10 protein-coding genes are annotated in these 12,283 nt (G+C 49.0%); 1 reads left to right on the top strand and 9 read right to left on the bottom strand.

Annotated elements, in window-relative coordinates:
* Positions 1–4 precede the first annotated feature (4 nt).
* The 8 genes from FS818_RS25800 to FS818_RS25765 form a co-directional block, all read right to left on the bottom strand.
* Positions 5–949, bottom strand: a complete 945-nt coding sequence (locus FS818_RS25800; protein WP_397351820.1) for an ABC transporter permease — start codon at positions 947–949, stop codon at positions 5–7.
* Positions 950–1,296: 347 nt separating this feature from the next.
* On the bottom strand, positions 1,297–2,709 hold the full coding sequence (locus FS818_RS25795) for an alpha-L-fucosidase (RefSeq protein WP_145336017.1): 1,413 nt from the start codon (positions 2,707–2,709) through the stop codon (positions 1,297–1,299).
* 479 nt (positions 2,710–3,188) lie between these two features.
* Positions 3,189–4,247 carry a Gfo/Idh/MocA family protein gene (locus FS818_RS25790; protein ID WP_145336015.1) on the bottom strand — a complete coding sequence of 353 codons (1,059 nt, stop codon included), beginning with the start codon at positions 4,245–4,247 and terminating at the stop codon, positions 3,189–3,191.
* 226 nt (positions 4,248–4,473) lie between these two features.
* Positions 4,474–5,340 (bottom strand): sugar phosphate isomerase/epimerase family protein, encoded by an 867-nt coding sequence (locus FS818_RS25785; RefSeq protein ID WP_145336100.1) that lies wholly within the window; start codon positions 5,338–5,340, stop codon positions 4,474–4,476.
* A 109-nt stretch (positions 5,341–5,449) separates the two neighbouring features.
* Entirely contained in the window at positions 5,450–7,261 is a 1,812-nt protein-coding gene (locus tag FS818_RS25780; protein WP_145336012.1) for a glycoside hydrolase family 35 protein, read from the bottom strand.
* A gap of 1 nt (position 7,262) precedes the next feature.
* Positions 7,263–8,741 (bottom strand): alpha-L-fucosidase, encoded by a 1,479-nt coding sequence (locus FS818_RS25775; RefSeq protein WP_145336010.1) that lies wholly within the window; start codon positions 8,739–8,741, stop codon positions 7,263–7,265.
* Positions 8,742–8,885: 144 nt separating this feature from the next.
* Positions 8,886–9,689, bottom strand: a complete 804-nt coding sequence (locus FS818_RS25770; protein WP_145336008.1) for a copper homeostasis protein CutC — start codon at positions 9,687–9,689, stop codon at positions 8,886–8,888.
* Between the two features lie 75 nt (positions 9,690–9,764).
* Positions 9,765–10,784 carry a sialidase family protein gene (locus FS818_RS25765; protein WP_145336006.1) on the bottom strand — a complete coding sequence of 340 codons (1,020 nt, stop codon included), beginning with the start codon at positions 10,782–10,784 and terminating at the stop codon, positions 9,765–9,767.
* Positions 10,785–11,364: 580 nt separating this feature from the next.
* On the opposite strand from FS818_RS25765, the gene FS818_RS25760 reads away from it, so the two are divergent.
* Positions 11,365–11,565, top strand: coding sequence for a hypothetical protein (locus FS818_RS25760; RefSeq protein WP_145336004.1), 201 nt, complete (start codon positions 11,365–11,367; stop codon positions 11,563–11,565).
* A 321-nt stretch (positions 11,566–11,886) separates the two neighbouring features.
* Here the strand turns inward: FS818_RS25760 and FS818_RS25755 are convergent, their stop codons facing one another.
* The gene (locus FS818_RS25755; protein ID WP_090924244.1) at positions 11,887–12,078 is read right to left on the bottom strand and encodes a hypothetical protein; all 192 of its coding nucleotides are present in this window, start codon (positions 12,076–12,078) and stop codon (positions 11,887–11,889) included.
* Positions 12,079–12,283 lie beyond the last annotated feature (205 nt).

The following is a 12,283-nucleotide window of genomic DNA, read 5'->3' as shown; positions in this document are numbered from 1 at the left end:
TCCTTTACCACAAGCTGTTCTCGGATACTTTACGGGAAATGCTGTTGACGATGACCAGCAGAATCAGGTTAATGATCGAGTTAAAGAAACCAACTGCCGCGGAGAAGCTGAAATTCGCTCCAATCAGACCGACCTTGTACACGTACGTGGAGATGACCTCCGATGCGCTCGTATTCAGCGGATTTTGCATGAGATAAATTTTCTCGAAACCTACGCCCATAATGCTGCCCAGACTTAGAATCAACATAATCACGGTCACCGGGACAAGCGTTGGAAGGTCAATGTGCCAGATTTTTCGCAACCTTGAGGCGCCATCCATCTTGGCTGCTTCGTACAGAGACGGATCAACTCCGGCCAGAGCCGCGATGTAAATAATCGAGGAGTACCCCATGCCCTGCCATACACCCGACCAGACATAGATCGATTTGAAATATTCAGGGATACCCATGAAGTTGGTCATCGGGAAGCCCAGCCAGCTAAATAACTTGTCTACAACGCCCACATGGGGGGAAAGCATCAGAATGATGATGGATACCATGACCACGGTGGAGATAAAATGCGGTGCGTACGTGACCATCTGTACGGTCTTTTTAAAATAACCCGTTCGAATCTCGTTCAGCGCCAAGGCCAGCAAGATCGGTATAGGGAAACCGGCAATGAGGGAATAAAAGCTGATGCCAATGGTGTTCTTGATCAGCAGCCAGAAGTTCGGGGAATTGAAGAAGGCTTCAAAATGTTTAAGCCCCACCCATGGGCTACCCCAGATGCCTTTGACCACGCTGAAATCTTTAAAGGCAATCTGCACACCCACCATCGGAATGTATTTGAAGATCAGTAGATACAACACCGGAGGCAGCACAAGCAGGTACAGCTCCCAGTGCTTTTTGAAGCTTTTGATGAACGGATGCTGCTTCTTGGGCGCTGTCTGACGTAATTGTTGCAGCTCCATGTTCGCAGGTATGCTTTCTGTACCTTGACTCATTTGCGTCACTCCTTCTCAGCCTCAAGTGTAATAATACATTACATTCAGATCCCTTAAATGTTTGTTTTTGATGCTCATTCATTGCTTTGAATCCAATCGATGTTAACATTCATATCAGGTAGCGCTTTCTTGATTTGATAGTACCTCGCTGGGTGCTTATTGATCAATTTGCAATTTTCTCCGACCTCTCTTTATTCTAAAAACCCTTGTGTAGCAAGCGTTTGAATTCATGAACTGTGGGGTTCTTTATGTTCTATGTACAAAAAATAAAATTCCGGAGGCGTTGATATCTCCCCCGGAATTGACATGTGGTTTTATGATTTGGTGATCAATCTGAATGTATGAGTGATGGGTGCTTGGTTGCTTGCAGCGGATCGTGGCAACTCCACGAGCAGCCCTTCTTCCGTCTGCTGAAACGAAAGTACGTCATTCGTACCGACGAGTTCAACACGCTCCACCTTTTCCATATAAGGAATGATCAGTCGCTCTTCCGGGGTCTCGCTCTCGTTGCGATACATGCGAAAGGCATAGACGGTGTGCATGTCTTCTTTCTGTGTGAATGCCCACTCCTTCGTGTAATACGGTGCGCAAATGCGGGTGCCATAGATCCCTTCGCCGTGTGTGTTCAGCCACTCGCCCAGTCCCTGGATACCTCGAATGGCCCCTTTGGGTAGACGTCCGTCCGGCTGCGGCCCGACATTCAGTGCCAGATTCCCGCCTTTGGATACCACCTCGAGCAAAATATGTGCAAGCTGCCGTCCTGATTTGTACTGATCATCGAAGCCAAAAGCAAACGAATGCCCGACGGTAATGCAACTCTCCCACGGGATATTCATCGGATGCTCCGGGATCGTCTGCTCCGGGGTGACGATGTTCTCATACGGCCCGCCTACGGTGCGATCTGCGGACAGAAGCCAAGGCTGCGTGCTCTTTCTCGCCCGCTCGACCACTTCACCAAGCCGGATATCCTGACCGTGGCGCCCTTCACGTACCCAGCCTGCATCGAGCCACAAACACTCGATCCGTCCGTAATTCGTCAACAGTTCCATGATCTGCTCATGGGTGAACTCCACGAACTTTTCCCACATCCAGGGATACTTGTGCGGATCATAGGAAGGCCCGCGCCACATATGGCGTCCGCGCTCCATGCCTGGTGCCCAGTAATACGGTGTGTGCCAGTCCGCTTTGGAAAAGTACGCCGAGATGCCGAGCCCTTTCGCTCGAAAGGCATCGAACAACACCCGGCAGATATCGGCATATTTGTGCTTGTGGAACGGCGTGTCCTTGCCTGTGATTCGGTAATCGGTCGTTTTGGTATCCCACATGCAGAAGCCGTCATGATGCTTGGTCGTAAACAGGAAGTATTTAAAGCCGTTGTCGGCGGCCATCTGTGCCCATTCCTCGGGCTGGAACCGAATCGGATTGAACGTTTTGTTCAGGTCAAAATATTCACGCTTGAAGTCCTCCATATCGTCCGTCCAGTCCACATCATCCCGCGACCAGTCGCCATCCTCATCGCTCAGCGCCCACGATTCCACCAAGCCGAGCTGCGAGTATGGCCCCCAGTGCATCATCAAACCGAGTTTCTGATCTTTGAACCATTCCAGCCGCTCCAGCAGCAAGGGATCTTCCGGCTTCACCCACTCGTCCTCTTTACTAAAGTTGTGTACGCCTGCTTCAACGATGTGCTCTTCCTGCTCCGGCAGGGGGAGGTTGGTTTGAGTCAAAATAAATCATCTCCTTTAGTTGAAATTTCTCGCGTTATAAAAAGATAGGATTTACACTAGGGCACTCCGATTGCAGTACCATCTTTCGATCGCTGGTTACCCCCGGATTTCTTCGAATTATTTCCCTGATGGGGAAATCCGGGGGTAAAGGCGAGCGCTCCGCTTCTCCAGATTGGTTCTGCACTCTCCGTTTCACGTGTAAATGGATGTTTTTACAACGGCCTAAGACGGTTTCACCTCGTCGATCGGGTAACTGGTTACGTCGGGTTACCTATTTCCTCCGTTTTGGGTAGAACAAATGACTTAAGATCACCTGGTGGATTTACACTGGGGCACTCCGCGGTCAGAACAATCCTCCGAGCGCTGTTACCCCCGGATTTCTTCGAATTATTTCCCTGATGGGGAAATCCGGTGGTAAAGGCGAGCGCTCCGCTTCTCCAGATTGGTTCTGCACTCTCCGTTTCACATGTAAATGATTTTTACAACGTGATCTCCTTGCCCTCGCGTGCGGATTCGTAGATGGCGCACAGCATTTTCATGACTTCCACACCGTCCCCGACGGGGCTAAGGGTTTCTTTTCTGCCTTGCGTACTGTCGATAAAGTGGTTAATTTCATTGCGGAACGAGCCTATGAAGTCAAAGGATTTAAAATCGACCTGCGGTGTCATGTTCAGAATGGTATCGAACTTCTCGCTTATAATCGAAATCTCTGGCTCCAGCTCAGCTCCGCCTTTGTCGCCGTACAACTTAACCGCTGTTTCATCAGCTTTCGCATGGAGAGTGAAGCTGACATCAACCATCAGGCTTGCTCCATTCTCAAAACGGATCAATGCATTCGCCATATCTTCCACGGTGTTCTGTTCCGCATCGTAATCGGCGGCCTTATAGAACGAAAGATTGCGAATGTTAGCCCGGTTGCCGAGACGATTGGAGACGTTAGCGGAAACGGATTTCACCTTCGGTCTACCCATCAGGTACCAACAAATGTCGATGACATGTACGCCGATATCAATTAACGGGCCGCCGCCGGAGCGACTTTTATCCGCAAACCAGCCACCCGGGTTGCCAAGACGGCGCAGACTGGAAGCTTTGGCATAGTAGATTTCGCCCAGCTCACCTTCGTCGATGAACTTTTTCAGAATCTGAGCATTGTCACTATAGCGGCGAACAAAGCCTACTTGTAGCAACTTACCACTGCGATGAACGGCTTTTTCTACCTCTAATGCATCCTCCACGGTCTGGCAGAGCGGTTTCTCGCACAACACGTTTTTGCCTGCATCCAGCGCAGCAATACTGATCTCGGCATGCGAATCATTCCAAGTACAGATGCTGACCGAACCGATTTCCGGCAGAGCGAGCAAGTCTTTATAGTCCGTAAACACATGGGATGCCCCATACTGCTTCGCCACATCTGTTGCACGGGTCTCGTTCAGATCACAGATCGCATAAATCTCCACTTCCGGATTACTCGCGTACGCTTGCAGGTGACAATCAGATATAGAACCGGCGCCGATGACGGCGACCTTCAATTTGGACATTTCACTACCCCTCCAGTGTTAAAAATGAAAATGAATACCTTTCAGCTCTGCGGTTGCTTTCATACAGCCGATTTTGGATGAATTCTATTTAAACGTACACCATGCCATGCCATGCCATGCCATGCCAGGCCACTCCCTAACTGCACTGCACCTCACACCAATAAATAAATCGACACGGGACAGCATAGCGATGCCGGATCATAGCAAGGCACTTAACCACACAATGTCACGCCTCATCCCACAAACGGCGCACATTATCCATCGCAATGCGCGAAGCAGTCTGGCAGTGCTCCATCCCCTCAAATTCAACCGAGATATAGCCGTCATACCCGGACCGCTTCAGCACACGAAACACCTCCGGCATGTCGATATCACCATGACCCACGATGGCCCCGCGCAGATAATTGCCGTGGGAGGTCTGGAACCAGCCTTCGCCGGGATTCCGGGTGGATGACCGCCAGTAGAAATCTTTGGCGTGAACGATGGACGCGTAAGGAATGTTATTTTTGACCGCACTCACCGGATCTTCATCGACACAGAGGAAATTGCCGATATCCAATGTGGTTTTGAAATTTTCCCGCCCCGTCTCATGTAACAGCCGCTGAATCCGCTCGCTCGATTGCACATAATATCCGTGGTTCTCCACACTCGTTGTAATGCCAAAGCCTGCGGCATAGTCGGCAATTCGCTGACAAGCTTTGACAAGCACGGGCAGGTCGGCTTCAAACTGCGCTACAGTCCCCTCGGGTGCAGGACGGAAAGCCACATCATGGCGCATCAGCTTCACTCCCAGGGTGGCAGCAACATCTACATGGCGCATAACACTTTGAATTTCTTCTTCCAAAATCTCAGCATTCTCCTGAACCGCAAAGTTCGCTCCAATGGCATAATTCGAGATGTCGATGCCAACCTCCCGAGCCGTAGCTCTGATCTCCTCAATTAACGCTGGATTGTCGATCAGACTGAAGCCCATCGGCACAATCTCCACATGCTGCCCGCCCTGTTCCGCAATCCAACGAATAGCATCCGGCACGGTTAGCTCCTTACGATCCAGCGCTTGCTGCAGACTGTACGTGCTAAGTCCAACTTTCATCTTCCTCATCCTCTCCCTCTCCTGTGATGGGTGTCCATACCCAACGTATACCTTGTTCCAGTCCATTGAGCAATTGTCAATAATCGCATGGCTCACCGATTTTCCTTTTCTAGCCCAAATCCGGCTGATCCACGAACATGACGGCAGCATCTGCCGTTCCATGAAGTTCAAATATGATAATCTCATTCTCCCCTTGACGGAGAAGCGGAGCAGGGACATATAACGTCTGTTGCGGGCCTTTATTCCAGTAGCGCCCCAGATTGAATCCGTTTACAAATGCAACCCCTTTTGTCCAGCCGTCCAGACGCAGAAAGGTATCCTTTATATCCGATATATTTTCAATATGAAGACTTCCTCGATAAAAAAATGGCTCCTCTGTTACTGTTCTTACGCTACTCTCATGCTCAGACAGCACAGCAAAGGATAAACCCGAAAGATCGGTCATCGGCAAACAATGAATCGTCCAATCGTATAAAAACTGAAATCCATGCCGCACGCCCTCCGTAATTCCCTTCGGATCTCTCAGGTACGGCCCGTAATTGATTCGCCCCATATTCTCAACGAGAATAAGCAACTCCGTGCCTTCCGCGGGTACTTCAAAGGATATCGTCGTCCCCGTAGAATTTCCGCGTTCCAGTACTCCCTGTAAAAGTCCATCTACAAACACCAGTGCCCGATCACGTACCTCCTGAACGGCCAACTCCTGGCGCTCTCTTGGCCCGGAAATACGGGTCTGATAGCTGATAAATCCGTAATCCTGCCCCAGCTTCTCCATCGGCTCCGGATTTGTACGGTGCATTGGAACAGCCAGTGCATTCAGTTGCTGAAGCAAACTAGCGTGTTGCGCCATCTCGACTCTGCCATAAGCGGCTGTCCCCACAGGTTCTGGTAAAACCAAATCTCCCGGTTCAGAGCCACGATCATCTTTTTGAGAACCACTATAGCGCGAGAGAACCTCCCTTACCGCATAAAATTTCGCTGTCGGTTCACCCGATTCGCTAAGCAGAGAGTCATAGTCATAACTTGTAATGGTTGGTTCGTATTGATCCTTTTGCTGACAGTTCGCTCCATTATAAAATGCAAAATTCGTGCCGCCATGGAACATGTAGAAGTTCACCGATGCGCCCGCCTCCAGCATTTCCTCCAGCACCTTGGCTACATCTTCGGCTTCCCGAGTGTGATGAGACTCGCCCCAGTGATCGAACCAGCCATTCCAAAACTCCATACACATGAGCGGTTCCTCTGCTTGATATTCACGTAGCTTGGCAAACGCCCACTCGGTCCCCGACCCAAAATTAACTGTTGCCAAGTGCCCGGACACGGAACCAGCCTGTAGCATATGATCGGTTGGCCCATCCGAGGTGAACAGGAGCACATCCATGCCCCGCCTCACCATGCCCTCTCGCAAATATTGCAGATAACTCGCATCGTTCCCGAAGCTACCGTATTCATTTTCAATCTGCAATGCGATAATAGGCCCGCCAGAGGTGCTCAGAAGAGGTTTTAGTTTGGGCAAAAGCACACCGTAATACCGATCCACATGCGCCAGAAACGCCGAATCACTACAACGAAGCCGCAGATGATCATCCGCAAGCAGCCAGGACGGCAAGCCTCCAAACTCCCACTCCGCACAGATATAAGGACTTGGACGAACGATCACATACAGCCCTAAAGCTCCCGCAAGTCGTACAAACTGCTCCACATCCGCCATGCCTTCAAAACAGTATTCTCCTGGCTGCGGCTCATGCATATTCCATGGCACATAGGTCTCCACCGTGTTGAATCCGCAGGCCTTCAGCTTCAGCAGCCGATCTTCCCAATACTCGGGCACGACTCGAAAATAATGAATAGCCCCTGATAGAATCTGAATCGGTTCCCCATCCAGCATGAATCGAGACCCCTGAACCGTCAGTATTGCCATCTCATATGTCCTCCCGTTCACTGTAAAATAAGCTGAATTTCGATAACGTCGGAACCCATCTGGACTCCTGAATGGTTAACCGAACCCGGCGTGCAGTCACTTTTGGAAAACAGCAAATTCGCTTATATCCAACCACCGTTCCGGCATAGATGTCCTGCCACCGACCATCCTCACCGCATACCTCCAGCGTGAATCGTTCGATCCGTTGCCCCGATTGGATATGCTCCATCAATATCACATGGTCGAAGGTCTTTTCTTCGGGCAAAAGCAATTCAATCCACGCGTGCTCTGTTCCTTCGCGTGGGCACCAATAAGCTTTTGGTTTGCGCTCTCCATCCGGATTTAGCACTTGTGAAGCTGCATGTGCTCCGTCCATCGTCTCCGAAGCCCTCGCCTGTGCGCCTTGCGCTAAGTCTTCACTGAACGTTGTACGTAGCACCGAACCTAACTGGCGCAGTCGTTGGACATCATTTTCATGAATCAGACCACGCTTGTCTGGGGGCAGGTTAAGCAAAAAACAAGCATTGCCGCCCACGGCGCCGTAATAAACGGAAATCAGTTCCTCCAGCGTTTTGACCTGATCGTCTTCACTCGCATGATAAAACCAACCCGGACGTATCGAGGTATTCACCTCGGCAGGATACCACACCAGCTGATCAGCATAATCACGGATAACGCTTCGACTCCCCAGATCACGGTCCTGTGTGTTGATCTTCCTCGCAAAAGTTCCATCATCCACCTGTTGCGACTGCTCCTGAATCTTCTCATTATCCTGCATATGCGCCGGTACAACGCTCCATTCCGATTCGCGCGTATGTCCTGCCTCATTGCCACACCAACGTACGTCCGGGCCGCAGACCGAGATGACCGCTTCCGGCTGAAGCTGGCGAATGAGCGCGTAATAGGCGTCCCAATCATAGACCTGTCTTTTCCCATTTGGCCCCTCACCACATGCTCCATCAAACCAGACACAAAAAATATCACCGTAGTTCGTCAGCAGTTCGCGTAGCTGAGCAAGAAAAAAAGCATTATACCGCCCCGAATCCCCGTAACATGCTTCATGACGATCCCAGGGAGAGAGATACACCCCAAATTTCAACCCGGCTTCACGACAGGCATCCGCAACTTCTCGCACCAGATCTCCAGCGCCATTTCGCCATGGGCTTGCTGCGACCGTATGATCCGTATAACGGCTGGGCCACAGACAGAACCCGTCATGATGTTTACATGTCAAAATCAGCCCCTTCATGCCTGCGTCCTTACATGTCTCCACCCATTGCTTTGCATTTAGTTCAGAAGGGTTAAAGATCCCGGGGTCCTCTTCCCCCGTCCCCCACTCCCGATCCGTAAATGTGTTTACCGTAAAATGAATAAAAGCATAAAACTCCATCTCCTGCCATCTCATCTGGCGCTCCGATGGGCTGACCTGTGCCGCTGTTTTAATCCAATCCGCTGGTGTTGGCGAAAGCTTTGATTTCATGGCTCACACTCCCTTATATGAAAAGTGCTTTTTGTTTTCATTGCTTTTATTGCTTTTATTGCTTTTATTCTCTTGTTCTTGCTATTCATTCGCTTCTATAGCCACCGGTTTGTCGAGTGCATGGAGTACATACAGCTACCGTTATCACTGATGGTTCAACTCCTGTACTGCACGGATCAGCTCTGCTTTGGCCTGAGCAACAAGCTGAGCATCTACAGGGTGATCGAAGCTGCCTCCAGGCCGCACACCCGATCCCATATGCATCTCGGTGATCCCTGTTCGGCTCACGAGAGTTGGAATCCCTTCAATCGTGACACCCGAACCCGCCATAATCGCTATGTTCAACGTCTGTCCTATCTCCTGCAACTGCTGTAGTTCGAGCAAACCCTCAGGTGCTGTAGGTTTTCCTCCCGATGTAAGCACGCGCTCAACGACACTCTCCTCGCTCTTACTTTTCATCTCCCTCTCATGCTCAAACCTGCCCTTTCCCTCACTCCCGCCATTGCTGCCACCGATGCTGTCCAGTGCTCTCACCACATTGGCACTCGAATCGATGGCACGATGAAACGTAACTCCCAACCCCTTAGCACTCAACAGACCAGTTTGTAAAAAAGAGCGATCTACTTCTCCCTCATGGGTGAGAGCTCCAATCACAATGCCTGCGGCACCAAGCTCCCGCGCCACACGTATGTCCTGGAGCATCACCTGAAGATCATCAGCGCTATAGCAGAACGAGCGGCTATGTGGCCTTATCATGACATACACTGGAATCGACACCTTGGATACAACCTGTTCAATCTGCCCATAGCTTGGCGTAAGACCACCTTCGGACATAGCCGACACCAGCTCAATCCGATCGGCTCCCCCCTGCTCTGCCGCTTGGGCATCTGCTGCGTCTACCGCAATGACTTCCAAAGTCGGTTGTCTCTTAATGACTTGCCTATTCATCGGAACTCCTCCTCACAAGTAACCACGACAGAAAGGACCGATTAAACGCCTGATCAGCGTTTCTGCGGCCCTTGCTTATTCCCATGTATAAACGTTCAGTTTCCAGAACGCAATCCGATCTCTTTTCCACGTATAAGTAATGTACAGGTTCTGCCCCTGAGATACGATGGCAGGATATGAATACTCTCCCGGCTCATCTTCAAGCACCCATTCATCTCCCCAGCTCGCACCATTGTCATTCGAAAAAGCAACCACCAGTGGTGTCCGGGGACTCTCTGTCGCATATCCGCTCACGGGATTGTAAACAAGCGCAAGCAAGCCACTCTCCAGGCGTGTGACATCAATTCCGCTATTGTTGTTTGGCAGTTCTGTCGGGTACGCTTCACACCATGTCCTGCCGCCATCCGCCGAGTCACTGCGGAAAATCTTCCCCTCCGTACTACGGAGTAACATATGTACATCATCCCCACTTGAAGTCCACAGAGCTGGCTGAATCAGACCTTTTGCAATCCAATGATTCGCCCCCACATAAACAGACAGGTTCATCGGCACAGGTTTACTTTTTGTCCATGTCTTGCCCTCATCGGTTGAAATATCAATAAAAGCTTCCCACACCTGTTTGCCCGGACTCTCCATATCCATTCGCTCAATAGAAGATGGAGCCAAAATGGTTCCATCCGTTAGCCGTACAGGTTTATTGCGCACCGGACCACGACCACCCACATCACCGGGAGCCAACTCACGAGCCTCCGTCCATGTCTGCCCGCCATCCTCCGAACGTATGATGCGAGTATGCCAGTCTGTAATTTCGTGTCCCACCTTGTAAAAGAGTACAAGTGAACCCCCATGTGCATACAGCACCGGGTTCCAATGGGCAATACCTTCTTCATCCGCTACTTTGCGCGGCGCTGACCACAAGCCATCTCGCTCCTGAATAGCCATCCAGATGGCGGTGTCGCTGGATTTTTCATACGAACCTGCGAACCAAGCCACAATAACCACCCCACCTGGCAAAACAGCAATCGTGGACGCATGACTGCTCTGAAAAAGCTGTCCTTCCCGAAAAACATACTGTTTCTCCGCCTTAATCGTCATGAGCGAGCCTCCTGTAAATTGGAGTAATAAAGACGTTAGCTAACATTAATCCAGTTAAACGATTCTAGGTTCCCAGGGCTTCCATGAACGTAATGCTTAATTATTGGCTTTAATTGATTACAATTTGATTTTTTTAATTCCTATACCTTTATCCATTTTGCTATCCACATCTTTTGTTATTTTTGTTATTCATACCGTTATTTATTTATATCTTCAGTCTAAAACGTTAGGTATGCAACGTCAATGCTCTTATATGAGCTTTTTTGAATCTTTCTTAAAGGATGGGCGAACGGAACATATGATTACAGTATAGGATTATAGATTGATACAACATTAAAATCGTCTGAGTTGAAACCTTACCGACGCATCAATAGCTTCGGAGTTGCTGAACAGCATTACCATAACATCATGCCAACAACAAAATATTCTTTTATGGTCGGATTCTCTCACTTAGTATGTAGAATTTGTTGCTATGGTGTGTCGTATATATAGGTGGTTATACTATTATTTTAGAGTTTTAAACAAAATAAAAAGGAAACTGTCCCCCTCTTTTTTGCGTCTGTATATGTGAGGTGATTTGATGAACAGGATTTTAGCGTTTTCCATTTTGGGAATGGGTTTAACGGGTGCCGTTTTAATCTTCTCTGTTGCTCTATTGTTTAATCCACCGATAGGAAATGTGTTAAAGATGGTTACTGTTGCTTCAACATCATCTTTTATTATATTTGCTGTCTCGGCTTTGGTATTTCGTCGGCGATTAGATGATGAAAAAACAGAGTAATATATTCATACTCCTTTCTCGATCCGAAACAAATGATTTTTAGGAGCAATGTCATAAGTTTAGCTCAAACGCAAAATTCAGCAGAAAAATGCAATCTGAAACGGTATAGGAATTATCCTGTGCCGTTTCTTTTATGTCTAAAGAGATTCTCACACATGACGCAAAAAAGACGAGGCAAAAGATTCTCTGCATCGTCTTTGTATCATATCCTAACACCGTAGTGACATGTTCCAGTCTTCCATGCTCCTCAACCTTAAATAAATAAAGGGCTTTCAAGATTGCTATTTTATATCTACTTAACTCATCGCAGGTTGTACCGATCTACTTGTTACGCCGGGCTTTTGTCATGCGGTTGAACATAATTAAAGCCACAATAATCATGGCAAGCATCGCAATATTACTGGACACCTCTTGCGACAGTCCAAACAGCATACACACGTTAGTAACCAGACCTCGCACAATTAATGCAACGACAATCAGCAGAATCGGACTTAAATAATTGTATCTTTTCATCGTTTGCCACACCCCTGACCCCATTATTCTGTTTGACCACGATCCCGTAACTCGATCATAACAGCCTGTCTCTCTGGTGACAACAAAAGGACACCGCAAGCAGTGTCCTTTGTTATCATCTCTATCATTGTTACATCGCTACAATGATTTTATTACTGCTTGGTTACCCTTCTTCTTTCAAAAACCCAGCCCAAACAACAGCCAA

It is taken from the genome of Paenibacillus xylanexedens, from assembly GCF_007680605.1.
GTDB lineage: Bacteria > Bacillota > Bacilli > Paenibacillales > Paenibacillaceae > Paenibacillus > Paenibacillus xylanexedens_B.
This window is presented reverse-complemented; position numbering and strand designations above follow the sequence as displayed.

Bases quoted from the DNA above. Each gene is read 5' to 3' on its own strand.
- FS818_RS25780 (WP_145336012.1), bottom strand. From the start codon at position 7,261: ATGGCAATACTGACGGTTCAGGGGTCTCGATTCATGCTGGATGGGGAA.
- FS818_RS25800 (WP_397351820.1), bottom strand. From the start codon at position 949: ATGGAGCTGCAACAATTACGTCAGACAGCGCCCAAGAAGCAGCATCCG.
- FS818_RS25765 (WP_145336006.1), bottom strand. From the start codon at position 10,784: ATGACGATTAAGGCGGAGAAACAGTATGTTTTTCGGGAAGGACAGCTT.
- FS818_RS25790 (WP_145336015.1), bottom strand. From the start codon at position 4,247: ATGTCCAAATTGAAGGTCGCCGTCATCGGCGCCGGTTCTATATCTGAT.
- FS818_RS25755 (WP_090924244.1), bottom strand. From the start codon at position 12,078: ATGAAAAGATACAATTATTTAAGTCCGATTCTGCTGATTGTCGTTGCA.
- FS818_RS25760 (WP_145336004.1), top strand. From the start codon at position 11,365: ATGAACAGGATTTTAGCGTTTTCCATTTTGGGAATGGGTTTAACGGGT.
- FS818_RS25775 (WP_145336010.1), bottom strand. From the start codon at position 8,741: ATGAAATCAAAGCTTTCGCCAACACCAGCGGATTGGATTAAAACAGCG.
- FS818_RS25770 (WP_145336008.1), bottom strand. From the start codon at position 9,689: ATGAATAGGCAAGTCATTAAGAGACAACCGACTTTGGAAGTCATTGCG.
- FS818_RS25785 (WP_145336100.1), bottom strand. From the start codon at position 5,340: ATGAAAGTTGGACTTAGCACGTACAGTCTGCAGCAAGCGCTGGATCGT.